Annotated in this window: 17 protein-coding genes; 11 read left to right on the top strand and 6 right to left on the bottom strand. The window is 63.4% G+C overall.

The genetic code is table 11. The features are described 5' to 3' along the window. Positions 1 to 7: 7 nt before the first annotated feature. The 3 genes from INT40_RS03730 to INT40_RS03720 are packed head-to-tail and all read right to left on the bottom strand — an operon-like array spanning position 8 to position 2,297. Positions 8 to 481: a RidA family protein gene (locus INT40_RS03730; RefSeq protein WP_193070859.1), complete on the bottom strand. Its 474-nt coding sequence runs from the start codon at positions 479 to 481 to the stop codon at positions 8 to 10. Then, positions 481 to 1,602, bottom strand: coding sequence for a PLP-dependent cysteine synthase family protein (locus INT40_RS03725; protein WP_193070858.1), 1,122 nt, complete (start codon positions 1,600 to 1,602; stop codon positions 481 to 483). The genes INT40_RS03730 and INT40_RS03725 overlap by 1 nt, the downstream gene beginning before the upstream one ends. Next, positions 1,599 to 2,297: a transcriptional regulator gene (locus tag INT40_RS03720; RefSeq protein ID WP_193095538.1), complete on the bottom strand. Its 699-nt coding sequence runs from the start codon at positions 2,295 to 2,297 to the stop codon at positions 1,599 to 1,601. The genes INT40_RS03725 and INT40_RS03720 overlap by 4 nt, the downstream gene beginning before the upstream one ends. Before the next feature lie 318 nt (positions 2,298 to 2,615). Between INT40_RS03720 and INT40_RS03715 the strand changes: the two genes are divergently transcribed. Next, positions 2,616 to 2,765 carry a hypothetical protein gene (locus tag INT40_RS03715; RefSeq protein ID WP_193095537.1) on the top strand — a complete coding sequence of 50 codons (150 nt, stop codon included), beginning with the start codon at positions 2,616 to 2,618 and terminating at the stop codon, positions 2,763 to 2,765. Positions 2,766 to 2,836: 71 nt separating this feature from the next. On the opposite strand, the gene INT40_RS03710 is transcribed toward INT40_RS03715, so the two are convergent. Both INT40_RS03710 and INT40_RS03705 read right to left on the bottom strand, forming a co-directional pair. Then, on the bottom strand, positions 2,837 to 3,334 hold the full coding sequence (locus INT40_RS03710) for an SRPBCC family protein (protein WP_193095536.1): 498 nt from the start codon (positions 3,332 to 3,334) through the stop codon (positions 2,837 to 2,839). Position 3,335: 1 nt separating this feature from the next. Then, positions 3,336 to 3,731: an ArsR/SmtB family transcription factor gene (locus INT40_RS03705; RefSeq protein WP_193070855.1), complete on the bottom strand. Its 396-nt coding sequence runs from the start codon at positions 3,729 to 3,731 to the stop codon at positions 3,336 to 3,338. A 322-nt stretch (positions 3,732 to 4,053) separates the two neighbouring features. On the opposite strand from INT40_RS03705, the gene INT40_RS03700 reads away from it, so the two are divergent. From INT40_RS03700 to INT40_RS03690, 3 genes are all read left to right on the top strand, one after another. After that, on the top strand, positions 4,054 to 5,499 hold the full coding sequence (locus INT40_RS03700; protein ID WP_101570124.1) for an APC family permease: 1,446 nt from the start codon (positions 4,054 to 4,056) through the stop codon (positions 5,497 to 5,499). After that, positions 5,499 to 6,425: a universal stress protein gene (locus tag INT40_RS03695; RefSeq protein ID WP_193095535.1), complete on the top strand. Its 927-nt coding sequence runs from the start codon at positions 5,499 to 5,501 to the stop codon at positions 6,423 to 6,425. The genes INT40_RS03700 and INT40_RS03695 overlap by 1 nt, the downstream gene beginning before the upstream one ends. Positions 6,426 to 6,658: 233 nt before the next feature. Beyond that, complete coding sequence (locus INT40_RS03690; RefSeq protein WP_193095534.1) at positions 6,659 to 7,510, top strand: fumarylacetoacetate hydrolase family protein; 852 nt, start codon at positions 6,659 to 6,661, stop codon at positions 7,508 to 7,510. A gap of 109 nt (positions 7,511 to 7,619) precedes the next feature. Here the strand turns inward: INT40_RS03690 and INT40_RS03685 are convergent, their stop codons facing one another. Beyond that, the gene (locus INT40_RS03685; protein WP_193095533.1) at positions 7,620 to 8,111 is read right to left on the bottom strand and encodes an antitoxin; all 492 of its coding nucleotides are present in this window, start codon (positions 8,109 to 8,111) and stop codon (positions 7,620 to 7,622) included. Positions 8,112 to 8,541: 430 nt separating this feature from the next. On the opposite strand from INT40_RS03685, the gene INT40_RS03680 reads away from it, so the two are divergent. The 7 genes from INT40_RS03680 to INT40_RS03650 all read left to right on the top strand — a co-directional run bounded on the left by INT40_RS03680 (position 8,542) and on the right by INT40_RS03650 (position 16,157). Beyond that, entirely contained in the window at positions 8,542 to 9,789 is a 1,248-nt protein-coding gene (locus INT40_RS03680) for a CaiB/BaiF CoA transferase family protein (protein ID WP_193095532.1), read from the top strand. 243 nt (positions 9,790 to 10,032) lie between these two features. Beyond that, positions 10,033 to 10,953, top strand: a complete 921-nt coding sequence (locus INT40_RS03675) for a hydroxymethylglutaryl-CoA lyase (protein WP_193095531.1) — start codon at positions 10,033 to 10,035, stop codon at positions 10,951 to 10,953. After that, positions 10,946 to 12,172, top strand: coding sequence for a CaiB/BaiF CoA transferase family protein (locus INT40_RS03670; protein ID WP_101570129.1), 1,227 nt, complete (start codon positions 10,946 to 10,948; stop codon positions 12,170 to 12,172). The genes INT40_RS03675 and INT40_RS03670 overlap by 8 nt, the downstream gene beginning before the upstream one ends. 66 nt (positions 12,173 to 12,238) lie before the next feature. Further along, positions 12,239 to 13,300, top strand: a complete 1,062-nt coding sequence (locus tag INT40_RS03665; protein ID WP_101570130.1) for a Bug family tripartite tricarboxylate transporter substrate binding protein — start codon at positions 12,239 to 12,241, stop codon at positions 13,298 to 13,300. A 5-nt stretch (positions 13,301 to 13,305) separates the two neighbouring features. Beyond that, a complete protein-coding gene (locus tag INT40_RS03660; protein ID WP_226830783.1) occupies positions 13,306 to 13,869 on the top strand; it encodes a tripartite tricarboxylate transporter TctB family protein in 564 nt (187 codons plus the stop codon). 9 nt (positions 13,870 to 13,878) lie between these two features. Then, a complete protein-coding gene (locus tag INT40_RS03655) occupies positions 13,879 to 15,393 on the top strand; it encodes a tripartite tricarboxylate transporter permease (RefSeq protein ID WP_101570132.1) in 1,515 nt (504 codons plus the stop codon). An 11-nt stretch (positions 15,394 to 15,404) separates the two neighbouring features. Beyond that, positions 15,405 to 16,157, top strand: a complete 753-nt coding sequence (locus tag INT40_RS03650) for a helix-turn-helix domain-containing protein (RefSeq protein ID WP_226830782.1) — start codon at positions 15,405 to 15,407, stop codon at positions 16,155 to 16,157. The last annotated feature ends 286 nt before the right edge of the window (positions 16,158 to 16,443 follow it).

Genomic DNA, 16,443 nt, shown 5'->3' with positions numbered 1-16,443 from the left:
AGGACTCTCAGGCTTCGACGATCATCTCGATCTCGACCGGGACATTCAGAGGCAGGACTGCCACGCCCACTGCGCTGCGGGCGTGGATCCCGGCGTCGCCGAAGACCTCGCCGAGAAGCTCGCTGGCACCATTGATGACCTGCGGCTGAGCGGTGAAGTCCGGGGCGCTGGCGACGAAGCCCGTGACCTTGACGATGCGGGTGATCGCCGAGAGTTCACCGGTGATCGCGCGAATGGCAGCCAGGGCATTGAGGGTGCACTGACGAGCCGCGGCCTGCGCTTCTTCGAGAGTGACCTCGGCGCCGACCTTTCCCCTGTGGATCGGCTGCCCGTTCTGTACGGGAAGCTGGCCTGAGGTGTAGATGTGGCCTCCGGTGCGCACCGCCGGAACGTAGGCAGCCACAGGCGCGGCGACTGCGGGGATCTCCAGGCCGAGGTTGTGGAGACGGGCTTCGGGTGTGGTGGTTGATTCGCTGTTCATCAGAGGACTCCTGTCGTCATGAATTCTTCGAGGCGGGTGCGGTAGCCGGTGGTGTCGAGGTCGGATTCGGCCAGCCACTGCTCGGAATAGTATTTGTCGAGGTAGCGCTCGCCGGGGTCGCAGATCAGGGACACCAGGCTGCCCGTCTCTCCTGCCGCCTTCATCTGCGACACGATGCGGAACGCGGCCCACAGGCCGGTGCCGGTTGACGCTCCGGCGCGACGTCCCATCAGTGTCTCAAGAAGCTGGATGGAGGCGATGGCGGCAGCGTCCGGGACATGCATCATCCGGTCGATGCTCGAAGGGATGAAGCTCGCTTCGACCCGTTGCCGCCCGATGCCCTCGATGCGGGATCCCTGATCGGTCGTCGCCGACGGGTCCTGGTCCCGCCATCCGGCGAAGAAGGCCGAATTGTCCGGGTCGGCCACACAGATTCCGGTGGCCCGGCCGGTGTAGCGAACGTATCTGGCCAGGGTCGCCGAGGTGCCGCCTGTGCCGGCGGTGGCGATGATCCAGGACGGCTCGGGATGAGTCTCACTCGCCATCTGGTCGAAGATCGACTCGGCGATGTTGTTGTTGCCGCGCCAATCCGTAGCGCGTTCGGCATAGGTGAACTGGTCCATGTAGTGACCACCGGACTCCGCGGCAAGATCGGCTGCGACCTCATAGACCTCATTGGCGTTGTCGACGAAATGGCAGGTGCCGCCGTAGAACTCGATGAGGGAGATCTTCTGAGCACTCGTCGACCGAGCCATGACTGCAATGAACGGGACACCGATGAGCTGGGCGAAATACGCTTCGGAGACCGCGGTCGAACCGCTGGAAGCCTCCACCACCGGGCGACCGGGCTTGATCCACCCGTTGCAGAGTGCGTGGAGGAAGAGCGAGCGGGCCAAACGGTGTTTGAGGGACCCGGTGGGATGGCTCGACTCGTCCTTGAGATAGAGATCGATGCCCCAATCGGAAGGCAGCGGCACATGCAGCAGATGCGTGTCCGACGACCTGTTGGCATCAGACTTCACCGCCCTGATGGCTCCGGCCAGCCACTGGCGGGCTTGCGGATCGTAGCGGTCGATGTCGTCTTCGACTGGGGCGAACGCGTGATCGTGGGTATCGGTCATGACTGTCCTTCCGGGGCTCTGCCTTGGAGCTCGTTGATGTAGTTGTAGATCGTGTATCGGGTGACGTCCAGCGCCGAGGCGACTCCGGCCACAGCCTCTTTGACCTGGAAGACTCCACGGCGGTCGAGTTCAGCGACGACCTCGAGCTTGTGGGGTTTCTTCATCAGTTCGACGGGGACATCGGCGCTGGCGATCACCTCGGCGACGATCTGCGCGGTCAGTTCGCTGACGGTGTGGGGGAAGACCTCACCGGTGTCGGGCTCCTCGCTGGTTTCGGCGACCGGCGGAGGCGTCGCGAGCAGCGAGCCGAGCATGTCGTGGGCCAACCTGACGTTGGTGACGTCGATGTTGAGGCACAGCGCGGCCATCGGTGTGCCCGATTCCGGTTCGCGGATGATGATCGTGCTTGACCGGCCGGTGCGCCCGCCGGGCAGCGACGTCGGATAGCCGATGACATCGCCCTGCGCCCCGCTGAGAACGTGCTGCAGAAGCAGGTTGGTCGGTGGGGCGCCCACCTTACGGCCGGTGACCCCTCCGGCGATGGCGTAGACCGAGTTGTCGAGATTGGTGAGGTCGTGGATGACGACCTCGCAGCCTTCGCCCAGGGCCCGAGCGAGAGGCTCGCTGATCCCCGCCAGAAGCTCGAGGGTCTCCCGAACCTTCTGATCGTAGCGATCCGAATTGAGCGCTGTCACTGGTCTTCTCCTCTGCGCGATGAGCCGGCTTCAACTTCCAGTGGAAGTCTTGCACATCACTTCATTATGTGCGAATGTGGACTCGCTCACATAGATTTCCACGCACAGTTGAAATCTTCAAATAATTAGGAGAACCATGTCAGTGCTTGGCAATGACGCCACGGCCTCAGGCAATCTCAAGAGGTGCTGGCGACCGGGACGACCTATCGCACACTTGGCGTGCCGGGTGAGGAGGCGCTGCTGGGGAGTCGAATCCACTTCTGCTCGACATGCGACGGACCAGGCTATATCTGCACCGGACCCGATCACAGGACGTCCATGGATCGCGTCTACGCCGCCGGTGATGTGCGGCGAGGCAGCACGAAGCAGCTCGTCTCAGCCGCAGGCGATGCCGTCTCCTGTTTCCTTGCAATCCGCGACCGAGTCCTCGCGGAGAAGGAAAAGGTCAAGAGCCGCGAAACGGTCTGATCATCGGACTGCGCGGCCTGGGGCCATGCCTAGGCCGCGCAGCTCCTGCGTCTCAGGGGAAGCGTTAGGCCTCACTGACCTTCTGCGAGCATTTTCTCGAGTTTGTCGTAGCCTTCGCGAATGCCGTGTTCCATGCCTGAGGCGACCATGCCGTCCCGGGATTCGAGAGAGTCGAAGACCGAGGTCGAGGCCAGGCGGGTCCGTCCATCGCCGAGGTCGGTGAGTGTGAGGATCTCAAGGTTCACGGCATCCGGGAAGCCCTCGAAGGTGAAGGTCTGGACGATGCGTTCGTTCTCCCGCACCTCGTGGAAAGACCCGAAGAAGCCGTACTCGCCGTTGTCATCGGTGGAGAGGTAGCTCCAGTTCCCGCCGGTCTGCGGGTCCCATTCCCGGATCGTGTTCGTGATCGTGTCGGGTCCGCACCATTTCACGAAGAGTTCGGGGTCGATGTGGGCGCGGAACACCTTGTCCGGTGTGGCCGCGAAATCGCGAGTGATCGAAACGGTCTGAGTCCCCTCAGGCACCTCGAGTTTCAGGGTTGAGTAGTCGGTGTCGTTGGTGGTGGTCATGTCATGCTCCTTTGCGTGAGTGTTGCGTGGATTCCTTCGCCGAGGCGGCTGTGGAGTCCGTCTGGTGTGCGTCCTCGTGTGCGTCCATCGTTTCCAGGACTGCGTCGAGGCGTTGGTAGCGGTCTTCGGCTTGGCGCCTATATCTCTCGATCCATTTCGTCATCAGATCGAACACATTGTCTTCGAGGTGGACTGGTCTGCGCTGGGCGTCCCGGGTGCGAGTGACCAGTCCGGAGTCCTCGAGTACCTTGAGGTGTTTCGACACGGCCTGGACGCTGACCTCATAAGGTTCGGCGAGTTCATTGACCGTGGCGTCGGCGATGGACAGTCTGGCCACCATGTCTCGTCGAGTGGGGTCGGCCAGGGCCGAAAACACCTTCGTCAGCTGATCGTCCACTGACCCTCCATCCTGTATTCAACTAGTAGGTTAAATACAACTGTAGGCCGATGCTCTCACGTATTCAACCGTTCTGTTGAATAGGATTTTCGTTGGACGCGGACAAGCGTTCTGACCAGTGCCGATAGTCTCAGGCTCCGATTTTGACTGTCCCGAACGACCGATTTCGCACCCATGATTTCAACTTCGGACCACCTCGGCGAGGCAGGACTGTCGTAAGGTCGCAGTATCGAAAGTGCCGGATCAGGGCTGGCGGTCATCGGCGATGATCGACAGTTCCGGTGCTCATGCTCAGTAGGACGACGATGTCTGGGGAATGACAATGGCGACTTTGCGACAGCAGCTCTTCCGGGTGAAGCCGGTCCCACAGCAGGGCGAGGAGACGGAGAGCGACCTCAAGCGCACGATCGGGCTGTTCTCTCTGACGATGATCGGCGTCGGGTCGACCATCGGCACCGGCATCTTCTTCATCCTGTCGGAATCCGTTCCTGTGGCCGGACCCGCAGTCATCTGGTCCTTCGTCATCGCCGGCCTCGTCGCTGGCCTCGCGGTCATCTGCTATGCGGAGCTGGCCGGCAGCGTGCCCGTCTCCGGTTCCTCCTATTCCTACGCCTACGCCACACTCGGCGAGCTGCCGGCGATGGGAGTCGCGGCCTGTCTGCTCCTCGAGTACGGCGTCGCGGGAGCCGCGGTCGCCGTGGGCTGGTCACAGTACGTCAACCAACTGCTGTTCAACCTCTTCGGGTTCGAGATCCCGCACGCCCTGGCCTACGCCCCAGAAGAAGGTGGGATCGTCAACCTGCCCGCAATCCTGCTGCTGGCCATGTGCTGCTTCCTCTTGGTGCGCGGCACGGGCGAATCGGTCGTCATCAACACCGTCATGGTGTGCACGAAGATCGGCGTGCTCCTGTTCTTCGTGTGTGTGGGAGTCACCGGCTGGAACGTCGACAACTTCGCCGACTTCGCACCCTTCGGATTCTCCGGGGTGGTGGCAGGCTCCGGCCTGATCTTCTTCAGCTACGTCGGCATGGACGCAGTGGCCACAGCCGGCGACGAGACGAAGAACCCGAAGAAGACCATGCCCCGGGCCCTCATCGCCGCCCTCATCATCGTCACCAGCGTGTATGTGCTCGTCGCTGTCGCGGCACTGTCGGCCCAGCCCTGGCAGGACTTCGACGGTCAGACGGCTGGCCTATCGGCGATCCTCGAGAATATCGTGGGAGCCCAGTGGCCGGGCACCGTCGTCGCCGCCGGTGCCGTGATCTCGATCTTCTCCGTGACCCTCGTCTCGATCTACGGCCAGACACGCATCCTCTTCACGATGTCACGTGACGGGATGATGCCCAAGTTCTTCGGCGACGTCAATCCGCGCACGCTCACCCCGGTCAAAGGCACGATCGTCGTGACCGTGGTCATCGCCATCCTGGCCGGTTTCATCCCCCTGAACTTCCTCGCCGAGATGACGAGCATCGGCACCCTCGTCGCCTTCATCGTGGTGTCCCTGGCCGTCATCATCCTGCGGGTACGCGAACCCGACCTCGAGCGCGGCTTCAAGGTGCCCTTCTACCCGGTCCTGCCGGTGCTCGCAATCATCGGCTGCCTCTGGATCATCAGCAATCTGCAGATCATCACGATCGTCGTCTTCCTCATCTGGACCGCGGTCGTCCTCGGCCTGTACTTCATCTTCGGCCGCAGATCCTCTGTCCTCGGCAAGCAACGGGCAGCACGTGACAGCATTGAGGGATCCGATCCCGCAGGAGGGAAATAATGAGCATTGTCGTCGGTATTGCGCCAGGTCAGGACAATAGGCCCGCAGTTGAGTTGGGAATCGTGCTCGCGCGGTCCTATGGGCATCGGCTCGTCGCGGTGGCCATCGATTCCGCGGCCTGGCCGATGTCTCCCGTGCTCTTCGAGAGCGAATACCAGAAGAAGCTGCGCAGTGTCGCCGAGGCTGCCCTGGACGATGTTCGGGCGCTCCTTCCCGATGACATCGACTTCACCTGCCTCGTCCACAGTGCCCGATCATCACGACGTGGACTGCTCGAGATGTGCCAAAGGGAGAATGCCTTTCGCCTCGTCGTCGGTCCCTCCGCTGACGGAAAGTCGGGCCGGATCGCATTGGGGTCCGTATCGACCGGACTGCTGCACAGCGCCGGCCTGCCGGTGGCGTTGGCACCCGTGGGATACCGAGCTGCATCGGGGGCTCGCCTACGCAGGATCACTGCCGCGTACAGCGGTTCGTCCACCTCGGCGGACCTCATTCTGGGGGCCGCGACGGTCTCTGCCGAGTCCGGTGTGCCTTTCCGCATCGCGTCCTTCGCTCCCAGATCGCGTGTGATCGGGGCGGCGGGGGTGGGGCTCGACGTCGAATCCAGTGTCATCGACGAATGGTCCAAGGCGATCCGGCGCGACACAGACGAGATCCTGTGCTCGATCGATCGACTCCAGATCAAGCCCGGCGAAACCGACGTGGCGATCGGGACGGGGCCGGACTGGGCGAGTGCGCTGACCGCGGTGGAGTGGAAGGATCCCGAGGTCATGATGCTCGGCTCCTCCGGTCTCGGGGCGCTCAAGCGGGTCTCGCTGGGCAGTCACGCGATGAGGATTCTCCAGCATTCACCGGTGCCCATCGTCGTTGTGCCCAGGCGTGCGAAATCCGATTACACCTCGGCGGCATTCGGTTCGGCGGAGTAGAAAGGCGCGAGGTCTGGGGGCGGAAGAGTAGAAAAGGGCGCCGATTCGGACTGACCGGCTGCATTTCCGCAGTGCGGAAATAATTCTGCGAACGTCCACAAAAGACGTGTCCAATACTTGAACGATTCCAACTTAGGATGCGAGACGACACTATCGTGGGGCCACAGGCTTGCACTGTGCATGCGTCCAACGACGGCCGGATGCGCAAGCCTGACGAACACGAAAGGAACCGCATGGAATTGCTGCGTTTGGGCCCCATCGGCCATGAGATCCCGGTAGTGCGTGACAAGGACATCCACTACGATCTGCGCCCCCTGACCACCGACATCAACCCAGAATTCTTTGCCGACGACGGCGTCGGACGAGTTCGTGCTGCACTGGACGAAGGAGGACTCGAAACCCTCGATGGAGCGGAGAGGCTGCGCATCGGAGCGCCCGTCTCACGCCCCTCGGCGGTGGTGTGCGTGGGGATGAACTATGCGGCGCATGCTCGAGAGGCAGGAGCAGAACCGCCGAAGGCGCCCGTCGTCTTCTTCAAGATGCCCTCGACGATTGCCGGCCCCTACGACAACTTGGAGCTGCCGCCCTACGCCACGAAGGCCGACTGGGAGGTCGAGCTGGGACTGGTCATCGGCACCCGAGCCTTCAGAGTCGCCTCGGCGGAGGACGCGTACTCGCATGTGGCTGGCTACCTGCTGGCCAACGATCTGTCCGAGCGTCGGTTCCAGATCGAGGAATCCGGCGGCCAATGGTCGAAGGGCAAGAACCTTCCCGGCTTCACGCCTCTGGGGCCGTGGATCAGGCCCGCCGCCGAGGTGGATCCCGGGTCCCTGCGACTGCGCAGCTGGGTCAATGGTGAGGCACGACAGGATTCGTCGACGAGCGACCTGATCTTCGATGTCGGGCAGATCGTCCATCAGCTCAGCCAGACGATGCCCTTGGAACCGGGGGACGTGATCCTGACCGGAACACCTCAGGGCGTGGCCCTGTCCGGGAAGTTTCCGTTCTTGGTCGCTGAGGATGTCATCGAGATGGAGATCGAGGGCCTCGGCCGGCATAGGCAGGCCGTGACCGTTACACAGTGACGACAGCATAGGTTCGTCCGCTTGGTGACGCTGCAGAGCCACACAAGAGGGGCGGTACTCCCGATCGGGAGTACCGCCCCTCTTCAGTTACTGCGTGAGGCTGAGTGGATCAGCGCTGCTGGTCGAAGCCGCCCTGCTGACCACCGGGTCCACCCTGGCCACCCTGCTGGCTGTCCTGGTTACCCTGCGACTGTCCGCCGGGTCCACCCTGTTGACCGCCCTGCTGGCCGCCCTGGGACTGGTTGCCCTGACCGGTGTTGGACTGCTGTCCACCGCCCTGCTGACCACCAGGTCCGCCCTGCTGGCCGCCCTGGGGCTGGTTGCCCTGACCGGTGTTGGACTGCTGTCCACCGCCCTGCTGACCGCCGGGTCCGCCCTGGCCGCCCTGGTTGCCCTGAGACTGTCCGCCGCTTTGGTTGTCTCCTCCGCCGACGAAATCGCCTGCTGCTTCGCGGCCCTGGTCAACCTGGTCGGAGAATTTTCCACCGGTCGCGCTGTTAGCTGCGTCCGCGGCTTTGTCGAGGCCCTGATTGGCCACATTCTGTCCCTGTTCAGAGTTGACGGCGTCTTTGGCCTTGTCTGCGAAATCTCCGATTCCCACGGTGAACTCCTTTTCAGTAGCGTAACGCCGCTGTCTGCGACCGTTCCCCCAGTCTTAGATAACAGCGGGGATGAGGCAAGGACGAACAAGGAATATTGCGTGATGTTGGCTCAAGTCTCAGCGCTTGTTCATATACCGCCGAGATTCACCGACAATCCTCTGCTGATGTTTCCCCGCAGTAATGTTTCCATACGGTAGGGTCTGCGCTGACCAGGAGCACACAACTGCCTTCAGCCAGTGAAGCCGGTCTCCGTTCCTTCGTCCAGCCAGGCGAACGTCTTCCCAGCCAGCTGCGACTCACAGGCACCACGGTCGTACACGAGTGTCCGTGTCCGTCCGCAAACGCCGACACCTGTCACCATTGAGGTACCAATGTGACCAGGATGATCGCCATCACGGCAATGACATCCAGACGAACAGGAGCATCGACATGACAACGCGCCGTCTTCCCCTGACAGGTGTGCGAGTCCTCGAACTCGGCAACTACATCGCCGCGCCGACGGCAGGACGCATGCTGGCTGACTTCGGGGCGGAGGTCATCAAGATCGAACGCCCCGGCACGGGCGACGAGCTCCGCAACTGGCGCCTCAAGCAGGGCACCACTTCGATGCTCTACCGCACCATCAACCGGAACAAGAAGTCTGTTGTGCTCGACCTCCGCTCAGACGAGGGTCGGGCCTCGGCGCTCGAGCTGGTGCGCCGGTCCGATATCGTGCTCGAGAACTTTCGTCCCGGCACCATCGAGAAATGGGGGCTCGGGCCCGAGGTCCTCGAAGAGGCCAACCCCGACATCATCTTGGTCCGCATCTCCGCCTTCGGCCAGACCGGACCCATGTCCGAACGCCCGGGCTTCGCCGCCGTCGCCGAAGGCTACTCCGGGTTCCGCGAACTCGTCGGCGATCCCGACCGGCCCCCGGTGCGTGTGGGCGTCTCGATCGGTGACTCCATTGCCGGAATGCAGGCAGCCTTCGGTGCAGTGATGATGCTCTTCGATCGTCAGCGACAGAAGATCGCCGGAGCCGCCGAGGCGGTCGTCGGCTCCGACCACAGCTTCGAGGGCAGGGGATCCCTGGCCGATCGCACTGTGGACGTCGCCCTGAACGAAGCCATGTTCTCCGTCATGGAATCCCTCGTCCCCGACTACTCCGCCTTCGGTGAGACCCGCACACGCACCGGTGGCCGGATGGAGGGCATCGCGCCGTCGAACGGGTACCTCTGCGCGGGCGGAAAGTCCGTGGTCATCGCCGGCAACGGGGACGGCATCTACAGACGGCTCATGGACGCAATCGCCCGCCCGGATCTGGGAGAAGACCCCGGTCTGCAGACCAATGCCGAACGGTGGGAGCGACGCGAGGAACTCGACGAGGCCATCGGTGCCTGGTGCGCGCAGCGTGATGTCGCCGAGGTGGTCGACACTTTGGAGGCCGCGGGCGTTCCCGCAGGACCGATCTACACCGCCGAAGACCTTGTTGCCGACGAACAATTGGCCGCACGTGGCATGATCCAACACCTCGACGTCTCGACCGGTGAAGAGACCAAGACCGATGTCGCCTTCCCAGGAATTACCCCGGTCATCGGCGGCTCATCGATTCCGATCGACCACCTCGGCCCCGAGCTGGGCGAGCACACCGACGAGGTGCTCGCCCAGCTCGGCGGGAAACGGCCTGAACAGGATTGAGCACCGGCTGAGCCAGGGCTGACCACACGCATCCGAGCTGGCAAAACCGGGAGTCCCATTAATCGGGAGTGATGACCTTCACTTCACGAGCACTTCTCATATGGCGAACAATTCGCCGCCGCGCCCACCGCAGCTTTGCCACGAGCGGCTATGTTGATGGCAGACGGCTGAGCGCAAAGGTGCGTGATGCCGATCTCGTCCCGCTCTTCGGGACTGAGGCAGGTCAAAGAAGGAGCTCTCACCATGGTTCGGCCAACATCGGTCACGATTCTCGACACGACGCTGCGCGACGGTCTCCAGATCGAAGACGCCATCGTTCCCACCGACGTCAAAGTCGCTTTGGGCCAACACCTCATCACGGCAGGGCTGAAGGAGATAGAGGTCGGATCCTTCGTCAATCCGAAGAAGGTCCCGCAGATGGCCGACACCGGCGAGGTCCTGCAGCGCCTCCAGTCTCATGAGGCCGCGGGAGTCGACTTCTTCACTCTTGTCTTCAACCTCAAGGGCGCAAAGCGCGCCGTCGATGCTGGAGCGAAGAACATCAAGCTCGTCCTCTCCGCTTCCGAGGGCCATTCGCAGGCGAACTCCGATGCTCCGATCGTCCAGGCCACCGACCGCCTCCTCGAAGCCGCGGCCTTCGCCCGCGATCATGGTGTTCGCTTCGACATCACCACCGCAGTCAGTTTCATCTGCCCCTTCGACGGAATCACCGATGCCGGCCACCTCGTCGAGGTGCTGCGTCCCTTCGTCGATGCCGGAGCGCACGGCATCGGGATTGCCGACACCATCGGAAACGCCAACCCCTCATTGGTGTCCAGGAACACCTCGGCGGTCTTGGAAGCCTTCCCCAAGCGACCGGTGAACCTGCACCTTCATGACACATATAACTTCGGCATGGCCAACGTCATCGCCGCCCTCGACCTGGGAATCTCGCATTTCGATGCAGCCATGGGCGGTTTGGGCGGCTGCCCCTTCGCCCCGGGAGCGGCCGGAAACATCGGCACCGATGATGTCGTCCACCTCCTGCACCGCGAGGGTGTGGCCACCGGTGTCGACGTCGAGGCGCTCTCAGCTGTCAGGGAGCCGCTGAGCGCCGCGGTCGGCCACGAACTGACCTCCAGCCTGTCGGCCATCACCGCTGTCCCGGCGGTGTTCCATGCGTGAGCAGGACGAATCCTCGACCGTGGACTCCCAGACGCTGCCGCTGGCGGGCATCCGCGTCATCGAGTTCTCCCATATGGTCATGGGCCCCAGCTGCGGGATGATCCTCGCCGACTTGGGCGCCGAGGTGATCAAGGTCGAACCGCGCGGACCCGGCGACAAGACCCGGTACCTGCCCGGTTCGGGTGCGGGGCTGTTCCCCGCCTTCAACCGCAACAAGCAGTCTGTCCAGCTCGATCTCGCCGAGGCGGCCGACCGTGACGTCGCCCTGTCCCTCATCGATTCCGCCGATGTTCTCCTCGAGAACTTCCGGGTGGGGAAGATGGAGTCCATGGGCTACGGCTACGAGGAACTCGCCGAACGCAATCCCCGCCTCATCTACTGCTCCCTCAAGGGCTTCCTCGCCGGACCCTACGGACAGCGCACCGCGCTTGATGAGGTCGTGCAGATGCTCGGCGGCCTCGCCTATATGACCGGTCCGCCCGGCCAGCCGCTGCGTGCAGGGGCCAGCGTCAACGACATCATGGGCGGCATGTTCGGTGTCATCGGAGTGCTCTCGGCACTGCGTGTGCGCGAACGCACTGGGGAGGGACAGGTCATCAACTCCGCCCTGTTCGAGAACAACGCCTTCCTCGTCGGCACGCACATGGCGCAGGCTCAGCTCAGCGGTGAGCCCCTGCGCCCGATGCCCACACGCCGGGCCACCTGGGCCGTCTATGACATCTTCCGCGATCAGCACGATGACCAGATCTTCGTCGCCGCCGTCAGCGACGGCCAATGGCATGATCTCTGTGACGAGTTCGATCTCACCGAGCTCGCCGGGGACCCCGACCTGGAGACGAATCAGGGTCGCGTGGACCACCGCGATCTCATCCATGCTGAACTGCAGGCGGCTCTGTCTCAGCTTGACCTCGCCCAGATCGAGGAGAAGTGCACCCGTCGCGGGCTGCCGGTCGCCCCGGTCAACACCCCGGCCGATCTCACCACCGACGCCCACCTCGTGGCCTCCGGAGCATTGGCGAGCACGGGTTTGCCCAGCGGGGACCACGTCGATGTTCCCCTGCTGCCGCTGACCTTCGGTGGTCGGCGATTGGGACTGCGCAGCGATGTGCCTACCCCCGGTGAGCACAACGCCCGCTACCGGGACGGTCCAGCCGAAGCCGGGGCACGAGACGATGACCGAGAAGTCGATGTCGGCGAGTCGAAGACCCAGTCTCAGTAACACCCCCGGCCTCACCAGCACGGACATTCCACATAACAGATATCAGTTGCATTCGAAGGAGAAGCAATGCGGTCACCGGTGATCACACGACAAGGACGGACCACCTCGGCGATGCGGAAGAGTCGGGCGTTGAAGCCCGCTCTCAAGGTCGGGGCGGTGCTCGCGTCGCTGGCGCTCGTCGCCACAGGCTGCGGCAACAAGGCCCAGGCACCGGGGGAGGGCGGCGACTATCCGAAGGGACCGGTCACGGTCACCGCACCGGCCGAACCGGGATCCGGCTGGGACACCACTGCACGCGCCCTCGTCGAAGCCCTGCAGAAGGAAGATATCGTCTCCACCCCGTTGCCGGTGCAGAACCGCCCCGGCGGCACCGGGTGCTCATGGATCACCTCGATGATGCAGCAGGAGAAGGGCAAGGACGACCAGATCGCGGTCACCTCGCTGGCCAGCCAGACGATGAAGGCGCGCGGGCTATGCGAGTACGGCCCCCAGGACACGACGCTCATCGCCACCCTCTACGTCGAGGACTTCATGGTCGTAACCCCGAAGGGCGGCGACTTCTCGAACATCGACGACCTGGTCAAAGCGCTCAAGGATGATCCGCAGAAGGTCACCGTCGCGGCGGCCGGTGACGATACCCTTCCGTTCGCGCTCTTCGCCAAGGAGGCAGGGGTCGACCCCGGCGACATCAACTTCGTCAATTACGACGGCGGCGGCGAACAGACCACGGCCATGCTCAACGGGGATGCGAAGGTCGCGATTGCGGGCATGAGCGAATTCCGCTCCGTGCTCGAATCCGGCGACATCGAACCGCTCGTGACGTTCGCAGAGGAGCCGCTTGCCGCGCCTTTCGACTCGGTGCCGACTGCGAAGGATTCCGGCTATGACGTGACCCTGGGCAATTGGCGCGGAGTCTTCGGTCCCGCAGAGATGCCGCAGCAGGCCGTCGACTACTGGGCGAAGGCGCTCGAAGACGTCAGCAAGTCCGCCACCTGGAAGGACACACTGAAGAAGAACCAGTGGTCCGAAGAGTTCAGCACGGGCGATGACGCGCAGAAGTACGTCGAAGAGGCAGCCGCCACCGTTGAGGAGGGCGTCAAGGAGACCGATCTGGGCAACAGCAAATGAGGTCGATGAGTCCGGCGCTGAGAGGCGATGTCGTCACTGGTCTCGCCGTCACGCTCATCGGCGTCGTCTACTATGTCGCCACATTCTGGATCCAGGAGACGAACAACATCGTCACCCCGCGAACCTTTCCCGCGATCGTCGGCATCGCCCTCATCGTGCTCGGTGTCTTCCTTGTGGGACAGGCACTCTACCGCGGGCGGAAGCTCGCCGAGGCGGCCCCCGGCGCCGCGGACAGCGCCGCGGGCAGCGCCTCGGGCAGTGCCGTCGGCTCCGGCGGGGAGGACGGGTCGGCCAGCGGCGACGCCTCGGCGGTAGTCCTCGAGGCACCGCAGGATCCGCCCTCGAAGAAGGTCGTGCTGCAGTTCGCGCTCTTCTTCGTCTACTTGGCGATTCTCATCCCGACCGGCTTCCTGCTCTCCACGACGGCCTTCCTCATGACGATGACCAGCATCTACGCACCTCACAGATGGATCCGCAACCTCATCTTCTCGGTGCTGTTCGCCCTCGTCGTCTACGTCGCCTTCGTCTACGGGCTGGCCGTGTATCTGCCCGTCGGAATCTTGGGCTAGGAGGCAGACATGGACACACTCATCGACCTGGGCGGAGGCTTCGCCTCGGCCCTCGAACCCCTCAGCCTCGCGTTCGCCCTCCTCGGCGTGCTGCTGGGCACCGTCGTCGGCGTGCTGCCGGGCATCGGACCGATCTCAGCCATCGCGATCCTCATCCCCGTCTCCTTCGGGATGGAGCCCGTGCACGGTCTGATCCTGCTGTGCGGCATCTACTACGGCTCGATGTACGGCGGCTCGATCACCGCCACACTCATCAAGACCCCGGGTGAGGTCGCCAGCGCGGTGACCGCCATCGAAGGCTACGAGATGGCTCGCCAAGGTCGGGGTAAGGCCGCGCTCGCGACCGCCGCGATCGGCTCCTTCCTCGCCGGGACGTTGGCGATCATCGGACTGACCTTCCTCTCGCCTGTGCTGGTGAAGCTCGCGAACGTCTTCGGTGCCACCGAGTACTTTCTGCTCATGGCCACTGCCCTGCTGCTGGCCTCGACGATGTCGTCTGGCTCCCGGGCCAAGGCACTCATCTCGATCTTCATCGGTCTGGCCGTCGGCCTCGTGGGTCTCGATTTCCAGACGGGTCTGCCGCGCCAGACCTTCGGCCTCAACCTGCTCTCCGACGGCATCGACTTCACGATCTTCGCCATGGCCCTCTTCGCCATCCCTGAGGCGATCCGAAACCTTGCCCTGGGCCGTGGAGCCAAGGAGGAGATCCAGAGCTTCGGCGAAGACAAGTGGATGACGAAGCAGGACTGGCAGCGCTCGACGATGCCCTGGGCACGAGGATCAGTCCTCGGTTTCATCATCGGCATTCTGCCCGGGGTCGGCCCGTCTTTGGCTTCGTTCATGTCCTACATCATGGAGAAGCGGATCTCGAAGCGGAAGGACGAGTTCGGCCATGGCGCCATCGAGGGCGTTGCCGGGCCCGAGGCCGCGAACAATGCTGGAGTGGGCGGGGCCATGATTCCGCTCTTCAGCCTCGGCATCCCCGGATCCGCGACGACAGCCCTGCTGCTCTTCGTCTTCACGATGTACGGCCTACAGCCAGGGCCGCTGATCTTCCGCGACGACTCGGGGCTGATCTGGACGATCATCGCCAGCATGTACATCGGCAACGTCGCCCTGATCATCCTCAACCTGCCGCTGGTCGGGGTCTTCGTGAAGCTGCTGAAGATGCCGAAGGAGATCCTCTTCTCCTCGATTCTCGTGCTCGTCGTCATCGGCGCCTACGCGATCGAGTTCAGCCTCTTCGGCCTGATGATGCTCGGCATCTTCGGCGTCATCGGCTACCTGATGGAGAAGGGCGGCATCCCGCTGGCCCCTTCCATCTTGGCTCTGGTCCTGGTCCCGCTGCTGGAAGACAATTTCCGCCGCATGCTTCAGATTTCGGGCGGATCGTTCATGCCGCTGCTGACCCGGCCCGTGTCCTTGTCGATCATCGTGCTCATGATCTTAGGCATCGTCGGACCCATCATCTTCCGCTGGTGGGTGCGCCGCCGCCAGCTGTTGGCCGATGTGAGTATGGAATGAAAGAGAACTCCATGACTGATAACTCCGCGACCACGGGCAGCTCCGAGGTCTCTTCCGGTGCGTCCGCCTCGCCTGGCGGCACCGCCTCGGCGAAGGAGATCGGCGTCATCGACCGCAGTGCCGCGATCCTCACAGCACTTCAGGACACTCCGTTGACGGCCGCCGAGGTGTGCCGTCGTCTGGGGTACTCTAAGTCCACGACCTACCGGCTGCTGGCGGATCTGCGCACCCATCGATTCATCGTTCGTGACAACAATGGCCTGCTGCGTCTGGGGCCGTTCCCGGGCAGACGCAGCATCGCAACAACGAACTCGGTGCTCGAGCATCTGCGAACCCTGACCAGTGAATCGGTGCAGCTCTGGGTCCGTGTCGGGGAGGACCGGGTGTGCGTGCGCAACGTCGAAGCCGACCACGAACTCCGCGTCTCCCGCAGCGTCGGCACCGTCCTCCCACTCGTCGACGGCGGATCTGCCGCGCTGGCGCTGTGCGGGCCGAGCAATCCACAGGAGTTCTACGCCACGAAGCAGGCACGGGTGAAGGGAACCGCGTCGGCGAGTGTGGCCTTCACTGTCGGTGGAGCCATCCTCGCACTCTGCGTGTCCTATCCTCTGACCCGGGAACCTGACAATGTCGCCGGCGCCTACCGGGCCGTGCTGGGCCAAGCTGCGGTCGAGCTCAAAGGGCTGCTCGAGGACAGTGAGGAGTTCGCAGTGCTCAGGGATATCGCGCGGTTGGCGCTGGGGGTGAAGGCCCGGGAGCGGTAGGGCGGAGCCCAGCGGCCCACTCGCGTACCCAGACTGTGGACTGCGCACTCCTCACGAACCCAGTACTTCCTACCGAGCCTGTAGTTTCGCGGGAACAGAACAGTGATATCCGACCCAAATTTCAAGGTTATGTTCCCGCGAAATGTCGGGTGATCTGGACGAATGGTGGGTAACTGTGGGGGATATGGCAGAAGTTCACTCGTGCGCTGACGTGCTGTGGGCAAGTTCGGACTAGGGCGTGTCTCCTTTATTGACGATTCCAGGACTGACACGGTGGGTTGGTGAC

Origin of the sequence: Brevibacterium sp. FME17 (assembly GCF_014897515.1) — a bacterium.
Classification (GTDB): domain Bacteria; phylum Actinomycetota; class Actinomycetes; order Actinomycetales; family Brevibacteriaceae; genus Brevibacterium.
Note: the sequence above shows the minus strand (reverse complement) of the source record. Positions and strands in the feature narration are given on the sequence as shown.

Excerpts from the sequence above, each read along its gene's own strand:
- INT40_RS03730 (WP_193070859.1), bottom strand. The coding sequence starts at position 481 with ATGAACAGCGAATCAACCACCACACCCGAAGCCCGTCTCCACAACCTC.
- INT40_RS03725 (WP_193070858.1), bottom strand. The coding sequence starts at position 1,602 with ATGACCGATACCCACGATCACGCGTTCGCCCCAGTCGAAGACGACATC.
- INT40_RS03715 (WP_193095537.1), top strand. The coding sequence starts at position 2,616 with ATGGATCGCGTCTACGCCGCCGGTGATGTGCGGCGAGGCAGCACGAAG.
- INT40_RS03710 (WP_193095536.1), bottom strand. The coding sequence starts at position 3,334 with ATGACCACCACCAACGACACCGACTACTCAACCCTGAAACTCGAGGTG.
- INT40_RS03700 (WP_101570124.1), top strand. The coding sequence starts at position 4,054 with ATGGCGACTTTGCGACAGCAGCTCTTCCGGGTGAAGCCGGTCCCACAG.
- INT40_RS03695 (WP_193095535.1), top strand. The coding sequence starts at position 5,499 with ATGAGCATTGTCGTCGGTATTGCGCCAGGTCAGGACAATAGGCCCGCA.
- INT40_RS03690 (WP_193095534.1), top strand. The coding sequence starts at position 6,659 with ATGGAATTGCTGCGTTTGGGCCCCATCGGCCATGAGATCCCGGTAGTG.
- INT40_RS03680 (WP_193095532.1), top strand. The coding sequence starts at position 8,542 with ATGACAACGCGCCGTCTTCCCCTGACAGGTGTGCGAGTCCTCGAACTC.
- INT40_RS03675 (WP_193095531.1), top strand. The coding sequence starts at position 10,033 with ATGGTTCGGCCAACATCGGTCACGATTCTCGACACGACGCTGCGCGAC.
- INT40_RS03670 (WP_101570129.1), top strand. The coding sequence starts at position 10,946 with ATGCGTGAGCAGGACGAATCCTCGACCGTGGACTCCCAGACGCTGCCG.
- INT40_RS03665 (WP_101570130.1), top strand. The coding sequence starts at position 12,239 with ATGCGGTCACCGGTGATCACACGACAAGGACGGACCACCTCGGCGATG.
- INT40_RS03660 (WP_226830783.1), top strand. The coding sequence starts at position 13,306 with ATGAGTCCGGCGCTGAGAGGCGATGTCGTCACTGGTCTCGCCGTCACG.
- INT40_RS03655 (WP_101570132.1), top strand. The coding sequence starts at position 13,879 with ATGGACACACTCATCGACCTGGGCGGAGGCTTCGCCTCGGCCCTCGAA.
- INT40_RS03650 (WP_226830782.1), top strand. The coding sequence starts at position 15,405 with ATGACTGATAACTCCGCGACCACGGGCAGCTCCGAGGTCTCTTCCGGT.